Source organism: Bradyrhizobium sp. BRP19 (assembly GCF_020194195.1).
GTDB lineage: Bacteria > Pseudomonadota > Alphaproteobacteria > Rhizobiales > Xanthobacteraceae > Bradyrhizobium > Bradyrhizobium yuanmingense.
Map to the genome: position 1 here is coordinate 1 of NZ_JADYVZ010000036.1, position 15,467 is coordinate 15,467.

General features: G+C 60.6%; 15 protein-coding genes, 1 tRNA gene and 1 pseudogene. 7 read left to right on the top strand and 10 right to left on the bottom strand.

What is annotated here, in order from left to right; all coding sequences use genetic code 11:
- Positions 1 to 266 (bottom strand): annotated as a pseudogene (locus tag I6F36_RS37585) (hypothetical protein); the annotation flags it as partial.
- Positions 267 to 335: 69 nt separating this feature from the next.
- Here I6F36_RS37585 and I6F36_RS37590 point away from each other — a divergent pair.
- Positions 336 to 833, top strand: coding sequence for a helix-turn-helix domain-containing protein (locus I6F36_RS37590; RefSeq protein ID WP_225173216.1), 498 nt, complete (start codon positions 336 to 338; stop codon positions 831 to 833).
- Positions 834 to 1,754: 921 nt separating this feature from the next.
- On the opposite strand, the gene I6F36_RS37595 is transcribed toward I6F36_RS37590, so the two are convergent.
- The 4 genes from I6F36_RS37595 to I6F36_RS37610 form a co-directional block, all read right to left on the bottom strand.
- The gene (locus tag I6F36_RS37595; RefSeq protein WP_225173206.1) at positions 1,755 to 1,934 is read right to left on the bottom strand and encodes a hypothetical protein; all 180 of its coding nucleotides are present in this window, start codon (positions 1,932 to 1,934) and stop codon (positions 1,755 to 1,757) included.
- Positions 1,935 to 2,008: 74 nt separating this feature from the next.
- On the bottom strand, positions 2,009 to 2,338 hold the full coding sequence (locus I6F36_RS37600; protein ID WP_225173207.1) for a nuclear transport factor 2 family protein: 330 nt from the start codon (positions 2,336 to 2,338) through the stop codon (positions 2,009 to 2,011).
- 255 nt (positions 2,339 to 2,593) lie between these two features.
- Positions 2,594 to 3,505 (bottom strand): alpha/beta hydrolase, encoded by a 912-nt coding sequence (locus I6F36_RS37605; RefSeq protein WP_225173208.1) that lies wholly within the window; start codon positions 3,503 to 3,505, stop codon positions 2,594 to 2,596.
- Between the two features lie 253 nt (positions 3,506 to 3,758).
- Positions 3,759 to 4,073 carry a YrhB domain-containing protein gene (locus tag I6F36_RS37610; RefSeq protein ID WP_225173209.1) on the bottom strand — a complete coding sequence of 105 codons (315 nt, stop codon included), beginning with the start codon at positions 4,071 to 4,073 and terminating at the stop codon, positions 3,759 to 3,761.
- A 269-nt stretch (positions 4,074 to 4,342) separates the two neighbouring features.
- Here I6F36_RS37610 and I6F36_RS37615 point away from each other — a divergent pair, with 269 nt between their 5' ends.
- From I6F36_RS37615 to I6F36_RS37630, 4 genes are all read left to right on the top strand, one after another.
- The gene (locus I6F36_RS37615; protein WP_225173210.1) at positions 4,343 to 4,681 is read left to right on the top strand and encodes a hypothetical protein; all 339 of its coding nucleotides are present in this window, start codon (positions 4,343 to 4,345) and stop codon (positions 4,679 to 4,681) included.
- A 1,117-nt stretch (positions 4,682 to 5,798) separates the two neighbouring features.
- The gene (locus tag I6F36_RS37620; protein WP_225173211.1) at positions 5,799 to 6,653 is read left to right on the top strand and encodes an SDR family NAD(P)-dependent oxidoreductase; all 855 of its coding nucleotides are present in this window, start codon (positions 5,799 to 5,801) and stop codon (positions 6,651 to 6,653) included.
- A gap of 100 nt (positions 6,654 to 6,753) precedes the next feature.
- Complete coding sequence (locus I6F36_RS37625; RefSeq protein ID WP_225173212.1) at positions 6,754 to 7,053, top strand: hypothetical protein; 300 nt, start codon at positions 6,754 to 6,756, stop codon at positions 7,051 to 7,053.
- Positions 7,034 to 7,840, top strand: a complete 807-nt coding sequence (locus I6F36_RS37630) for a hypothetical protein (RefSeq protein WP_225173213.1) — start codon at positions 7,034 to 7,036, stop codon at positions 7,838 to 7,840. The genes I6F36_RS37625 and I6F36_RS37630 overlap by 20 nt, the downstream gene beginning before the upstream one ends.
- Before the next feature lie 162 nt (positions 7,841 to 8,002).
- On the opposite strand, the gene I6F36_RS37635 is transcribed toward I6F36_RS37630, so the two are convergent.
- The 5 genes from I6F36_RS37635 to I6F36_RS37655 all read right to left on the bottom strand — a co-directional run bounded on the left by I6F36_RS37635 (position 8,003) and on the right by I6F36_RS37655 (position 12,373).
- A tRNA-Lys gene (locus I6F36_RS37635) sits at positions 8,003 to 8,078 on the bottom strand.
- A 165-nt stretch (positions 8,079 to 8,243) separates the two neighbouring features.
- On the bottom strand, positions 8,244 to 8,840 hold the full coding sequence (locus I6F36_RS37640) for a Spy/CpxP family protein refolding chaperone (protein ID WP_225173214.1): 597 nt from the start codon (positions 8,838 to 8,840) through the stop codon (positions 8,244 to 8,246).
- A 198-nt stretch (positions 8,841 to 9,038) separates the two neighbouring features.
- A complete protein-coding gene (locus I6F36_RS37645; RefSeq protein WP_036025066.1) occupies positions 9,039 to 10,043 on the bottom strand; it encodes a TRAP transporter substrate-binding protein in 1,005 nt (334 codons plus the stop codon).
- 118 nt (positions 10,044 to 10,161) lie between these two features.
- A complete protein-coding gene (locus tag I6F36_RS37650) occupies positions 10,162 to 11,721 on the bottom strand; it encodes a 2-isopropylmalate synthase (RefSeq protein WP_036006756.1) in 1,560 nt (519 codons plus the stop codon).
- Between the two features lie 388 nt (positions 11,722 to 12,109).
- Positions 12,110 to 12,373 (bottom strand): hypothetical protein, encoded by a 264-nt coding sequence (locus I6F36_RS37655; protein WP_225127879.1) that lies wholly within the window; start codon positions 12,371 to 12,373, stop codon positions 12,110 to 12,112.
- 182 nt (positions 12,374 to 12,555) lie between these two features.
- Between I6F36_RS37655 and I6F36_RS37660 the strand changes: the two genes are divergently transcribed.
- Both I6F36_RS37660 and I6F36_RS37665 read left to right on the top strand, forming a co-directional pair.
- Positions 12,556 to 13,788: an SMP-30/gluconolactonase/LRE family protein gene (locus tag I6F36_RS37660; RefSeq protein WP_036006753.1), complete on the top strand. Its 1,233-nt coding sequence runs from the start codon at positions 12,556 to 12,558 to the stop codon at positions 13,786 to 13,788.
- Between the two features lie 145 nt (positions 13,789 to 13,933).
- Positions 13,934 to 15,244 carry an ABC transporter substrate-binding protein gene (locus I6F36_RS37665; RefSeq protein WP_225173215.1) on the top strand — a complete coding sequence of 437 codons (1,311 nt, stop codon included), beginning with the start codon at positions 13,934 to 13,936 and terminating at the stop codon, positions 15,242 to 15,244.
- The last annotated feature ends 223 nt before the right edge of the window (positions 15,245 to 15,467 follow it).

Below are 15,467 nucleotides of genomic sequence, written 5' to 3' on the forward strand. Positions count from 1 at the left end.
TAGACGCCGCCAAGAAGGACCGGGACATAGTCAAACCTGATCCCGGTGCGCGTCTCGATATCCGGCAATGCGAGCTCGGCCAGATAGGCGTTTGGGCTCCCGAAATCGAAGTGAAACTCAGCCTTCAGCGCAGCAACCATGGAACGCTCTTCCCTTTGGTACATCGGCGGTTCGACTGCCGCCTCGTTTGACCTGGCGCGAACCATAAGTTCTATTATAGAACTGTCAATATGATAATCGTCATCTAATGCGGCTTGTTGCAGCATCCTATTGAAATCATGTAAGTTCTGTTTTAGAATTTATTTTGCTAAAGCCGGAAAACGCGGAGCAAGTTGATGAAATGGGATGCACTCGAAGAGGAGCCGTGCTCCCTGGCCCGCACCGTCGCTGTGATCGGCGATCGTTGGAGTCTGCTCGTCCTTCGCGAGTGCTTTCTTCGCATCCGACGGTTCGACGACTTCCAGGCGTCGCTGGGGATTACCCGCCATCTGCTCGCCGACAGGCTGAAGAAGATGGTGCGCTTCGGCGTGCTGCGGAAAATCCCATATCAGGACGCACCAAAGCGTTACGAATACATCCTGACGCAGAAGGGCCTAGACCTCTATCCGATCATCATGTCTATCGTGCATTGGGGCAACGTGCACATGGTCGATTCGCGGGGACGGCCGCTGTTGCACGAGCACAAGAACTGCAAAAGATTGTTCGATCCCGTCATGGTCTGCTCTGAATGCGGCGAGCCGCTGGCCGCCAAGGCTGTGCATGTGCATCCCGGGCCAGGTGCACATCGAACTTCACTGGCTCATCCAAGAGCCCACGAGCGAACCAAGACTTGATGGGTGGACTTGGACGCGCCTGGTCGTCGGGCGCGTCCCTAGCCGCAACGCACTACTGCATAGATAGCTGAAGGATGAGAGCTGGCTGGCCTCAGATTAAGAGCAGAGTCTTTCGCGTGGGGTAAGAACGATCTTCCACATCGGTGTTCTGAATCACCGCGGGCGGATTATGGCCTGCCCCTCTGGCCGCGTGAACCACCCGTTAACCCCGGCGCGGCATCATCACCTTCGACCAGCGCAATAACCTAAGAACTCACACATTGGGAGCCTTCGCCGATCTCAACCCGGTGACGGCCTTTTTTTGGCTGCATGGATTACCGCGCTTTCACAAACGACAGCCTGACAATGATGTACGAGAGCGTCCGGGGAGCCTTGGCTTCTGATGATGCGCAAAGGGCCGCCGGGGAAGCTCCCCGCTTTCGGGTTCGCGAGACCGCGGAATGGAAGCAGCACGCTGGAAAACTTGAGGCCGAAATGCTCAGCCGAGGAATGTTCTTCGACATCATCGACTGGTCTGAGGATCAGGGACGGCTACCGCTTTAGCCTGCTAGCCAACTTCTTGCGGAAGTTTTCGCAGAACGATCGACCGCCTTAGTTCAGTTTGCGCTGTAGTTTGTTGATGAGCTGGCGCTGCTCTTCAATGACCTGCCGGACCGTGTGCCGAAGCTCATCCGTGCGATCAGGGTCGGGAGGCGGGAGCGGATCTTTGTTCCGGTTTTCGTTAGCCACAACTAGTCCCAGATCTGCTGTGGCATGTGTCCTCTCTTTTGCGCGAATTAACAGCTCGCTTAGTCACAAGATTGCATGTTTTTCCCGGTCAGGCTACTACGAAATGGGTTGTCAGAACGAAGATGCGGGCGACCTCTTTCGGGATATTTGACGACAGCGGCGTACGAAAAGATCAGTTAACATCCATTCCTCTCAGGACCGCGCGTGTTGCCGCCGGATTGCCCTCTCCACCTCGTCTGCAAGATTGGACAGGTGTTCCGCCAGGAGCGTATAGAGGGCTTTTTTGTCGGGCTCGGTTGCAAGGTCACGAACCAGAGCCGCTTCAGCTGCATCGGTACGAAGCTTCTCAAGGCTGGTTTGCATGTCTTTCATCGCGTGTCTTCCGAACGGTGGACGCCTTCACTGAAGAAGCTTCTAGGGACGTTGAAACGGTAGGTCGTGACCCATCAGAGCGGACCGCAGCGATGAAGGGAGATCAAACCGCTTTCCGCGTCGAATGAGAGGATGGCTTGGACGACGTCAACGGCAGTTCGGTAGGTAATAGTCACTACGTCCCCGCCGCGGTCGGAAATATCTATCAAATCCTGCGCGGGCTTATCGACAAACCTTGCGCGCCAATAAGGCTTTCGCTCCTGGGAACCAGACAAAGCCTTTTCAGTACCGCACCCGCAAAGTATCTGAGCGTCATCGGTGTAGAGGTCATCGATCGAGAGATCATGTGCACGATAGGCATCAAGCCAATCGACAGCTGCAGCCATCGGGTCAAAGGCACTCATCGTCCTACCTACTTGCTGGAAAGCAGGCTGATTAAGGTCTTGCCTATGAACCCTTTGTGAATGGCAGGCCAGTCGCCAGGTTAAAACTCGTTAATGGGACGATGTCCGCTCCTTGGACGGGAAAGATGACTTTACAGTCTGAAATTGCGAAGAATTTAGAGGGAGCAACTCTTGCCCGCTCTGGCGCGATGAGCGGACCTCCGTCAGATCCCTTCAACTTCGCAGATGGGCCGCAAGGCGACGTCCACTGCTTTGTCATCGGCGGAAAGCGGCATCGAGAAAGTTGAACGTGGGCAACATTTGCGTTGCCATAAAGGCTGGATCTTCGTGTCCCGCACCTGGCAAAATAGTGAGGGAGGATTTTACCCCCTTCTTGAGCAGTTCATCGTTGAGCCGGATCGCGTCTCCGACGGGGACGCTGGAATCGGCATCGCCATGTGCAATCAAGATTGGCGGGACGATTTTTGCCGCCGAAATGTAATGGGCGAGACTCAAACTGCTGACCTCAATTGCCCCGTACCAGACGACGGCGGCCTGGACGGCGGCGGTGATGTTTGAACCACCAACGGCCGGATCGTCGAAGACAGTCGGCTCGTCTCCCGTAACGGCCAGCATCGCGGCAATAAAGCCTCCCGCTGAGTTGCCCCACACCGCGAATTTTTCGGGATCAAGCCCGTACTTCTCTGCGTTAGCACGGAGGAAGCGTACGGCGGCCTTGCCGTCCTGAACCGCCGGAAGGGCAAAGGCGATAAACGCATCTCCAGGGCGACGAACCAGGCGATAGTTGAGACTGACGACCGCATAGCCCTTGCGGGTCAGCGCGGCGACGTCTGGGACTTGTATTTGGTAAGGCCCGTCTGGCCCCGTTGGTTTGGGTGCCGGGCCAAACTTGCGTCGAGGCATCGAGCCCTTGTCACCGACACGGAAGCCACCGCCGTGAATCCAGATCACCAACGGTGCCGGCCCGCTTTTCTCCGCAGGCAGATATAGATCGAGCTTCTGTAACGGCGACTGGGTCGCATAAGGAATGTCGGAGAAAGTTGGCTCAATGGGTTGCGAATACTGATACCCAACCGAGCCAGGCGGCAAATCCTCGCCAAACGTCGGGCCGATGGAAACAGCCAAGAGCAAGATTGTCGCTGCAAACAGCCCCAATCGGACGTCCATGAAAAAATTCCCGACACGCGATGCACTTAGGCGATTTATCTCATTTAGGTTGTAGCATGGGCTCGATCAATTGGTAACTCTCGTAAGTCTGTAACCCACGTCATGTCCGCATGGAGTCAAAACGCGAAGAGCTTAGGTTGAGCAATCTGGTCCGCTCTGGCCCACCGAGCGGACTACTGACCGTCGAGGCGCAACATCGCAAATGGGCCAGGAGCGGACATCAGCCGTACTGATGCGATAGTTGTCGTCTCGGCTACCAAGTTGGAGGTTGCGGCGCACGTTGAAGGGAGGCCAGAGCGAGCGTTTTCTCGTACTCGTTCAGATGGTGCTCTAGCGGCCACGCCGTAGCCCGACTACGAAGTTCTAGCGTATCCCTGTCCACAATGATGGGCGCGTTTCCGACAAGTGCTGCCGAATCGTCACCGATATCTAGAAACTGTTTCGCTTCATAAAAGAATATCCAACCGTAGGGCTTTGCGACTGTAGATTCGCGCACTATGCGAGCCTGCCCCTCGCACGTGAGTTCGACCCATAGCGTTGCCAATGCTGCCGCCTTTTCAAAGTCCATTCGTCTTCATCTCATGCTCTCGTAGAGAGTCGTCAGTTCGGCCCAAGCGGTGGGCATGATCTCTCCGAATACGCGATAAGACCGCAAGGCGGCGATGTCTGCAATGGGTCAAAACCGGCTGTGGCAGCCAGTCCTATCGTGCGTCCACTCTGCTCCGAAGAGCAGACCCAATGGGGAGTCGCTGCGAAGGGCAGCTTCGGGCCATTTGCAAACACTAGGGTTGAGCATGTGCTAAGGTTGGCTCAGTTGACCGGTGGGTCGAGCGAGAGATGGACATTGCGAAAAAGCTGGTCACCAAGCTCCCTCTTGAGGAGTTGTGGGACGAAAATCATATCTTAGACGCGAAGCGTATCTCCACCGGGCTGAACGCATCGGCAGTAATGGAGACAATTAAAGAAGGGGCGACTTTCGTCGTCGCTGACGTTGGATTGCGGCCCCGTTGGATAGATCCTGCGGAAAGGTTCGAATTCTGGAAGACGGAGGTGAAGTCACGACTCGCCGAAAAGCCAGCTTCTCTTGAAGACTTCCCCGGCGAGTACTGCTATTTCGCCTCGAAATGGCTAGTCGCTGATAGACTTCCACTGATTGTCCTTGAAAGACACCACTGATCTAGAGGCAAGGTCAGATCTGGGTCAATCGCGGCGATCTGGCCCGGCTAAAGCTAGACCCGGTCTACCCCTGACAGCCGAGATATTTTCGGTCGTGGATGCGGCAGTGATGGGCCAACGGCCGACCTAGGTCACTTGCCTCTTTTCACAACGGAGCACCGAAGCCTATCTTGCGGCAAGCCATCCACAAGCGGCGCAAATCGTCGTCCGACGGAGCATCGGAATACTCCATGCCAGTTTCAATACACTCTTTCTTTAGTGCTCTATAACACGGCGATCCGTAGAAATAGAGACCCACAAGAATGGCAAGGGCCAAACCTACACCCAGCTTAGGTCGATAAGCGGACCACAGCGGGCGTGTTTCTTCACGTCGCTGGTTGGCCATTTGCCGGTCGGACCGACTGCGAGGGCTTCGATGCTAGGCTGTGGGATGTAATTAACCAAGCGGCAGACCAAGCGAATCCCGACAGAACAGCTGCCATCATAAACGTCGGATCGCCTCGACCAATGTAGAGGACGAGCAAGAGAGGGCAAAGCCCGATTGCTGCTATTGGATAGCGAGCGCGGGGTCCAAAGCGCTTTTCGAGAAAGTGGAACAACGAAATGAGAGCGAGAAGTGGCAGTCCCCAAAACATGCTGAATAGGACGAAGAGTCCCGCGAAATTGCGCGCGTATCCGCCCGCGCCGGTCGTGAGCACTACGAGCGAAACAACGACCATCACTACAATTCGCGAAAATGATCTCAAGGCAACTCTCCAGACACGCGATCATCGTCGCCGCCAACGTGCGTGGCAGGTGTTAATACCACCTAAAAATGTATGTCCGATTCGGGTCAAAATCGGAATCCAGACCGCTGCAATCAGTTTCCGCTCCACAGCCGACAGCGGATGCCCCAACGAGCATTCCGCTGGGCAGCGATGGGCCAAAGGTTGCCCCTCGGCAGCCAGCATGCCCTTGGGCGGTCCATCTCTCGGGAGCGGACGTCGCCGTGGTCTGGCTGAGGCCAGCCACGTTCGAAAACGGACATCCCACATACGTCCAAATCGTTTGAAGGTGCGGTGAGCGTCAGATAAAACTTGGCGTTGTGTAGCAAAGCGTGTCGGCTCGCACAGGGAGAATGCGCGTGAAGGAATTGGCAGGGAAGACGGCATTCGTAACCGGTGCGGCGTCGGGCATTGGATTGGGGATAGCGACCGCTTTGGCTCAGGCTGGGGCGAAAGTGATGCTTTGCGACATTGAAGAGGCGACGCTGTCCGCAGCGCTGGAGCAGCTGCGTCGCTCGAATGTCGATGTCGAAGGCGTGAAGGCAGACGTCTCGCTCAAGGCCGAGCTCGCCTCTGCCGCAGAAGCCACGACCGCCCGCTATGGCAAGGTGCATATTCTCGTCAACAACGCGGGCGTCGGCGGCGGTGGGCCCTACGGCAGCTGGACCGATGCGGCGTGGAATTGGACCCTGGGCGTCAACCTGATGGCGACGGTCTGGGGCATCGAGATCTTCGGGCCGCTGATCGAGCAGCATGGCGAGGGCGGACATATCGTCTCCACAGCCTCGATCGCAGGCGTCATTTCAGGAGCGAGCACCGCATACAACGTTTCAAAATATGGCGTGGTCGCGCTGTCCGAGGGACTGCGGCTAGAGCTCGCGCCCCGCGGAATTGGCGTATCGGTGCTGTGTCCCGGGTACATCCGCACGCAAATCATGACCTCGAGCCGCAACCTGCCCAAGCGCTTCGAGGGGGCAGTCCGTGCCCCGCCGACGTCGGGTCCGATTGCCGAACGGATCAACCAGATCCGGGAACGCGTCGCGCAAGGTATCGACCCGCTCTATGTCGGCGAACTCGTCCGGGAAGGCGTCGAAAACGACTGGCCCTATATCTTCACCGACCTCGAATTCGAGCCGTTCGTCGAAGCGCGCTTCGCCGCAATCAAGCAAGGCTTTGATCATATCCGCGGGCGCACGCCGAAGCGGTGAATGCGCAGGGATTCTCCAACCTCTTGTCATACTACGGAGCGGGTTGCAAACCTAAGCTCGAAGTCGTTAGCCTGACACCTGCCCTGCGGAGACGATGACAATGGCTCCGCCGCGACGACTGACTTTTGATCTTGATCTCGAACGTGTTCGAGCGATTGTTCGTGATCTCGATACGACCCTGGATCCCGTTAAGGTTAGCCGCCTTCATGGTGGCAGCACCGAGGTCTATCGTATCGACCTGGAGGGGGGCGCAGACCAGCTGGTGCTCAAGATTTACGGCGACGAGCCGGCATGGGTATCGGCCAAAGAGGCGCTGGTTGCTGGCCTCATTCCAAGCGATGTTAGGGTCGCGATCCCGCCCCGTCCGCTATTCCCAGTTCATGGGCTCCGACATTGCTGAGCAATTGGACACGCTGCCCGGCAATCGAAACCGGACCAAAACTAACCTATTCGGCCAAGGCTACACCGACGAAGGTCGCTCGACGATCGGCTGCTCCGTCAAGGGCAAGATCTGGTCGTATGAGATGACCAACAACTTCAGCGACTGGATCGATTGGTCCCGGGAAGTCGGCCGGAAGCTCATAGACGACACGATCACGACCGATGGCATCCTGCGCAATCTTGTCCGCCCAAAGAAGCAGACGACCCGGCCGCCGAAGCCCGCAATCGCGATCGCGTGGCCCGACGCACTGCTTCTCACTCCGGAGGACAGGATCGAAGTCATTTTCGGGGATCGCCCGGAGGCTTTCTATGATTTCGACATTGACCTGACAGACCACGAAACCGAGGGACCGATTCGCTTCAGCATCCGATCCGGAGAAGTTACAGCCGACTTCGAACTGATTATCACCCCACCACAGCCGTGTTCGTGCAGACCGAAGGCGGCCCGTGCAGATCACGGCTGGCAAGAAGACGCGAAACCTGACCCAATATTTCCAAGAGGAGCCGCCGCACATCTATTTCGCCGATGGCGACATGCTGCTCCTAGACGAACTCTTCATCCTGCCGCGCGTCACCGGATGAAAACTCAGTGGCAGCACAGCAGCGCGGCGAAGGCTTTGGTTACGATTCGGCGGATCCGACGATCGCAACCGACGATGCCGAAGAGCTGCCGACTACCCGCCCGCGCTAGAGCGGACGGGAAATCTGCCATCGGTGCGCAAGGATTCGATTGCATTGCGATGTAGGTAGCGGGCACCGATCCAACGCGATCCGAATCCTTGAGATGTCCCTGACCTCGAAAAAGATTGAGCGGCGATCGTTTTGCGTGACCCGGGCGTGACCCGGGGCGGACCATCGAGCGATCGGCTTCCCGACGGCACTCCAAGTAACTGAAATTTCGGGAGATTTGGTGGGCGCACCAGGGCTCGAACCTGGGACCCGCTGATTAAGAGTCAGCTGCTCTACCAACTGAGCTATGCGCCCGAAAGGCGGTCAAGGCCTTGCGAGGCCGGTCGTTTAGCAAAGCGTTCCGGGTCTGGCAAGCGATCGGACGCAAGTTTTCCAAGGTCTCGTCCGCAGCCCCGGAAATGCGAAAAGCCGCTGGATTCCAGCGGCTTCGCCAGGTTTACGGCCTGAGAACCGGTCCGTTCAGAGCCGGCCCTCCCGGTCCCGGTCGGGACCGCGGTCACGGTCGAAGCGGTCATGGTGGAAGTGGTCCATGCCCCGTTCCATCATGCGGTCCATGCGCTCCATGAAGTGGTGGTGGCGCGGGCCGTCCCCGCCGCCGCCGAACGGGCCGCGGTGCCGGGTCAGCACGGCGAGACGCCGTTTCTGGCCCTCATCGAGGGTCTTGTAGAGCGGATCGGCGGCATCGGCGATCTTCTTCAAGGCGGCGGAGCTGGCGCCCATGTCCTCGGCGCGCTGGCGCAGGCGGGCGATCGGATCGTCCGGTCTGTCGGCATCGCCCGGCCCGGCATTCATTCGCGCATTGGCGCGGTCGATGCGCAGCTTGGCGAACTCCCGCACCGCCGCCTCGACCGGCGGCCACAGCTTCTCCTGATCTGCGCTCAGCTTCAGCCCGGCATGGACGGCGGCGATCCGCGCATCGACGAAGGCGGCCCGGTCCTCGGGGTTCATGCGCATGTGGCGGACGTGCTCCATCCACGGGCGATGATATTGGGCGTAGACCGCGCCCGAGCCGGCGATGCTGAGCACGGCGATGGCTGCGACGGTGAATTTCTTCATCCTGACCTCCTCTGGAAAGGTGCCCGTAAGGATGAGCGCGAGGGGGCTGACGCGCAACTTACAACTTGGACAGGAAGCGCGTCCTTGCAGAGATGTAATCGCCGTGAATGTCCGTTCAGATGCGAACAAAAATAATTCGCAACAAAAAGGGCTTCCGTGCGCTGCGCGGAAGCCCTTCGTTGGGGTCGCCCGTCGAGGTCAGTTCGTCGGGCTCTTGGCTTCCTTCAGGAACTCGTCGATCAGCCCCTGGCCGATGCGGCCCGCGGCCTCCTTGTAGACCGGCTCCATCGCCTTGCGCATCGCCTCGTCCTGATCGGCCGTCAGCTTGATGATCTCGCTCTTGCCGCTCTTCTTGATCTCGGCCAGCGCGTCATCGTTCTCCTTCTGCGACTGCGCGTTGCTGAACTCGGTCGCCTCTTTCATCGCCTTTGACAATGGGTCACGGATGTCGGCCGGCAGATCGTCCCAGAATTTCTTGTTCACGATCACCACGTAGCCGATGTAGCCGTGATTGGTTTCAGTGATGTACTTCTGAACCTCGTGCATCTTCTGGGTGTAGATGTTCGACCAGGTGTTCTCCTGGCCGTCGACCACGCCGGTTTGGAGTGCCTGGTAGACTTCCGAGAACGCCATCACCTGCGGCAGCGAGCCGAGCGACTTGAACTGGGCCTGGATCACGCGCGAGGATTGGATGCGGAATTTCACGCCCTGATAGTCGGCCGGCGTGATCAGCTTCTTGTTCGCGCTCATCTGCTTGAAGCCGTTGTCCCAATAGGCAAGGCCGGTGATGCCCTTGGCATCCAGCAGCTTCAGCAGCTTGGTGCCGAGCGGCCCTTCCGTCACCTTCCGCAGCGTCTTGATGTCGGGCAGGATGTAAGGCAGGTCGAACACCTCGAACTCGCGGATGCCGAGCGGCCCAAACTTGGAGTTGGACGGCGCCAGCATCTGCACGCTGCCGAGCTGGAGCGCCTCGAGCTCTTCCTTGTCCTTGTAGAGCGTCGAGTTCGGATAGACTTCGACCTTGACCTTGCCGCCGGTATACTTCTCGGCGAGCTCCTTGAACTTCTCCGCGCCCTTGCCTTTCGGCGTGTCGGTGGCGACAACGTGGCTGAATTTGATGATGATCGGTGATTGGGCCGATGCCGGCCCGCTCAAGCCAAGTGCCAGAACCGCGATGGAGGCGGCGATCGCCGAGGTGCGCATGGTCTCTCCCTGTCGTTTGTTTGAGCCGCCCGGCGGCGCCGGGTGGCCAGTCTTATGCCGGCTGCATCAATAGCGGCTCGCTTACACAGCCGCTATTGTCCCTTAGCAGGGCAGCCATTCAGCTCGCCGCCGCCGTCACATTGTCGCGCTGGCGCTTCATGACGATCTTGTTGAGCGCACCGAGATAGGCCTTGGCCGAAGCCACCAGGGTATCCGGGTCCGCCGCACGTGCGGTCATCGAGCGGCCGTCCTGCGCCAGCCGCACCGACACTTCCGCCTGCGCGTCGGTGCCCTCGGTGACTGCGTGCACCTGGTACAGCTCGAGCTTGGCCTCGTGCGGCACCAGGCGCTTGATGCAGTTGAAGACGGCGTCGACCGGGCCATTGCCCTCGGCTTCCTCGATCTTGATCTGACCGTCGACGTCGAGCTTCATGGTCGCGCGCTGCGGACCGTGGGTGCCGGCGATCACCGTCAGCGAGGTCAGCTTGATGCGGTCGTGCGAGGCCGCCATCTCCTCGTCGACCAGCGCCTCGATGTCCTCGTCGTAGATGTCCTTCTTGCGGTCGGCCAGCGCCTTCATCCGCGTGAACGCATCTTCCAACTGGTTCGGACCGAGCTTGTAGCCCATCTCCTCCAGCTTGTGCACGAAGGCGTGGCGACCGGAATGCTTGCCCAGCACCAGCGACGACTGCTTCAGGCCCACCATCTCGGGGCGCATGATCTCGTAAGTCGAAGCGTCCTTCAGCACGCCGTCCTGGTGAATGCCGCTCTCATGCGCGAAGGCATTCCGGCCGACGATCGCCTTGTTGTATTGCACCGGGAACGAGGTCGCCGCCGAGACCAGCTTCGAGGCGCGGGTCAGCTGCGTCGTGTCGATCTTGTTCCAGTAGGGGAATTTGTCGTTGCGCACGTTGATCGCCATAACGATCTCTTCGAGAGCGGCGTTGCCGGCGCGCTCGCCGATGCCGTTGATGGTGCACTCGACCTGGCGCGCGCCGCCCGTGATGCCGGCCAGCGAGTTGGCGACCGCCATGCCGAGATCGTTATGGCAGTGCACGGAGAACACCGCCTTGTCCGAGTTCGGCACGCGCTCGATCAGCGTCCTCATGAAGTGGGTATATTCCTCCGGTACCGTATAACCGACGGTGTCGGGGATGTTCACCGTGGTGGCGCCGGCCTTGATCACGGCCTCGACGATGCGGCACAAAAAGTCCATCTCGCTGCGGGTGCCGTCCTCGGCCGACCATTCGACGTCGTCGATCTGGTTGCGGGCGCGCGCGACCATGGCGACCGAGGTCTCGATCACCTGCTCGGGGGTCTTGTTCAGCTTCACCCGCATGTGCAGCGGCGAGGTCGCGATCACGGTGTGGACGCGGCCGCGCTTGGCGAACTTCACGGCTTCGGCACAGCGGTCGATGTCGGCGGGATGGGCGCGCGACAGGCCGGCGATGACGGCGTTCTTGGAGCGGCGGGCGATCTCGCTGACCGCCTGGAAGTCGCCTTCGGAGGTGATCGGAAAGCCGGCCTCGATGACGTCGACGCCCATATCATCCAGCAGTTCGGCGACCTCGAGCTTCTCCTCGAAGGTCATGGTGGCGCCGGGGCACTGCTCGCCGTCGCGCAGCGTGGTGTCAAAAATGATGACGCGGTCCTTCTCGGACTTGTTCACGGTGGCCATTCCTAGATTTCCTTTTGAGCGTTTGCGCCGTTCAGAGCCGTTTCAGTCCCTTGGCGCTTGAGGTGTCCGGTTGATCTCGACCAGCCCCTGAGCGCCCAGGCGCATGGCGCCCAGCCGGCCCTCAGGGGCAAGTAAGAAGAAGGCCGCCAATAAGGAGGGTGGGCAGCAGCGCAGCCGGGATCGCGGCGGCGGCCAGAGCCACCTCCCCCGAAATCCCCTCGATTTGGCCGCGAATCAGCATTGCCAGACCCTGTAGAGCCTCAAATCCTCGGTCAAAACCGTTGACGGTTGGTTTCGGGAGAGGCCCGATGTGGCCGTTTCTAGACGAGAAATGGCCGCAACTGCAACGCCAAAAAGAGGGTCAACATAGGTGACCTAAAAGGTAGGCCTAGGCCGTGCCGGTGCGGCGGGCGCGCGCCCTGTTCTCCCAACGGTTCAGCATTTGGCCGAGCTCGCCGGTGGGCGCAGCGGTGCCGGTCTTCGCGACCTCGTTGGTGTTGGCCGGCGCATTGGCTGAGAGCCAGTCCGGCTCAGCGTACTCGCGCCAGCGGCGTGCCTCCGCGCGCCTTTTTCGGGAGACGTAATCCCGCGTGAAATAGCCAGCCGCAAAGGCAAACGAGAGAAGGATGACCAGGATGACGACTTGCACAATGAGCTCCGGCTTTATCCCCTGCTAGCGCCCTGCAATCCAAACGCACTCGAAGGTGACGAAATTGCGACCCGCTATCACGCCGCGGTTTCAAGTCTGCCTCTCGCAACCGGACGCGGACCGGACTAACCTTCGCCGCGCTTGGCCGGATCAACCGGCCGGCCGAACGTAACCGGGAGGATACGATGACACGCCAGGAGGCTCCTGAGCAGGAGCAGCGTGCGCACGATGCTGCGCTTTCACGACGAACGCTGGTCGGGGGGCTGGCGCTCGGCGCCGCGGCCACGTTGGCGGGCCCCGCGCTGGCCCAGACCGGGCCCGCCGCACCGCCGACGACGATCACGACGCCGCCGCGCGACTTCGGCCCGGGCGGCGCGCCGACGACCTATTTCTGGGACCCCGACATCATCGCGGTCGATCCGTCCTTCAACGATCTCGCGCAGCCCAACACCGCGATCAAGCGTCTCTATACCGGGCTGCTCTGGGCGGAAGGCCCGGCGTGGAGTGCGCAGGGCCGCTATCTCTTGTGGAGCGACATTCCCAACAACCGGCAGATGCGCTGGACCGAGGACGACGGCCGCGTCAGCGTATTCCGCTCGCCCTCCAACAATTCCAACGGCAACTCGTTCGACTTCCAGGGCCGCCAGCTCTCCTGCGAACACCTGACGCGGCGGGTGACGCGTTACGAGCATGACGGTACCGCCACCGTGCTCGCCGAGTCCTACCAGGGCAAGAAGCTGAACTCGCCGAACGACATCGCCGCGCATCCCGACGGCAGCTATTGGTTCACCGATCCGCCGTATGGCGGCCAGCTCTACGAAGGCGAGCCCGACGTCGCGGGCGGCCCGAGCAATGCAGGCGGCAAGCTCAATCCACGGATCGGACAGCCGGCCGGCTTCGTGCCGGGCAAGCGCGAGCTGCCGACCAATTGCTATCGCATCGATCCCTCCGGCCGCATCGACCTCGTCGTCACCGAAGACCAGGTGCCCGACCCGAACGGGCTCTGCTTCTCGCCCGACTACAAGAAGCTCTACATCGCCTCGACCGGCAAGGGACCGGGCGACACCGGCCCCGGCGGCAAGGGCGAGATCTTCGTGTTCGACGTCGGCAGCGACAACAAGCTGTCGAACCTGAAGAAGTTCACCGATTGCGTGATCGACGGCGTGAAGTGCGGACCGGATGGCCTGCGTTGCGACGTCAACGGCAATCTCTGGGCCTCCAGCAATGCCGGACGCGCCGTCGGCTACAGCGGCGTCACGGTGTGGTCGCCGGAGGGCAAGCTGCTCGGCCGCATCCGTCTGCCGGAAGTGTGCGGCAACGTCTGCTTCGGCGGCCCCAAGCGCAACCGCCTGTTCATGGCCGCAAGCCAATCGCTCTACGCGGTGTATACGGCGACCCAAGGCGCCGGGCCGGGCTGAGCGGCACCACCCACGAACGAACGCGCCGGCGTGAAGCGCCGGCGCCGAAGAACCTCGACTTTCGCGATGTTGACTTTCCGCCGCCCCGCTCCCCATACTTTGCGAACAACAACAAGATTGAACGACGGTTTTGAGGGAGGATAGGATGCCGACTTCACGCAGGCAGCTGCTGAAGACGTCGGCGGCTGCCGCCGCCGCACTCAGCCTCGATTGGACACGCGCCCAGGCACAAGCCGAGACTATACGCATCGGCCTGATCTACGACCTCACCGGCCCCTTCGCTGCGGGCGGCTCGGTCGCCTCCTCGATCGGCGCGCAGATCGCCATCGACCTCGTCAACGAGAAAGGCGGTGTCGGCGGCAAATACAAGGTTGCTCCGGTCGCCGCGGATTCGCAGAGCAAGCCGGACGTTGCGATCAACGAGGCCGAACGCCTGATCAGCCAAGAGAAGATCGACATCCTCAACGGCGTCTATGCGAGCTCGCATGCGGTGCCGCTCGCGGCCAAGGTCGAGCAGCAAAAAAAGATCCTCTGGATCACGACCGCGGTCTCGACCGCCGTGTTCAAGGACAAGAACCTGCAACACGTGTTTCGCGCGCAGATCCATTCGGATCAATACGGCCAGGCCTTTGCAAGCTTCCTCACCGAGCACGCCAAAGCCAAGCTCGGCATGGATCCGAAGGAGGTCAAGGTCGCGTTGATCCACGAGGACGGCCCTTATGGCGTCGGCGTTGCCTCCGCTGACGAAGCCTATGCGAAAGAGGCCGGCATTCCGGTGGTGCTGCGCGAAGGCTATTCGGCCTCGGCGCCCGATCTCTCGGTGCTGGTGACGAAGATCAAGCGGGCCAAGGCCGACGTGATCTCGCACGCGGGCTACAACCCTGACATCACCCTGTTCCTGCGCCAGGCCCGCGAGAGCGGGTTGCGCTTCAAGATGCTGTTCGGAGCCGGTGCCGGCTACAGCCAGCTCGACAAGTTGCGCGCCACGTTCGGCGCCGACATCGACAATTTCTGCAACATCGACCCGGTGCCGGCACAGCTGCTCGATACCGCCAAGCTCGCGCCCGGCATGGGCGATCTGATCAAGACCATGGTCAGTCGCTACCAGGCCAAGACCGGCGCCACCGACGTGCCACCGCACTGCTCGATGGGCTTCAACCAGACCTGGGTGCTGCTCAACAACGTGCTGCCTGTCGCCAAGGAGAAGTACGGCAGCTTCGAGCCCGAGGCGATCCGGAAAGCGGCGCTCGACGTCGACATCCCCGCGGGCGGCACGATCCAGGGCTATGGCGTGAAATTCTTCCCGCCGGGCACGCCGCTCTCCGGCCAGAACGAACGTTCGACGCCGGTCGTGATGCAGAACGCCGGCGCGCACATCTCCGTGGTGTGGCCGACCAACATCCGCACGCAGGACCCGGTCTTCCCGCTGCCGAAGGGCTCGACCTACGGGGCGTGAATGCGCGGCACGGGCAGTGTACACCCTCTCCCCTTGCGGGAGAGGGTGGCTCGCCGCGTTGCGGCGAGACGGGTGAGGGGTCTCCCTCCGCGTGTTCAACTCTCATTGGGATGCGCGGAAACAACCCCTCATCCGGCGCTTCGCGCCACCTTCTGCAAGGGGAGAAGGGAAGCGTGCCTGCGGAGACACGTTGCTTTCACAACACCACCCGCCGCCCCTCCTC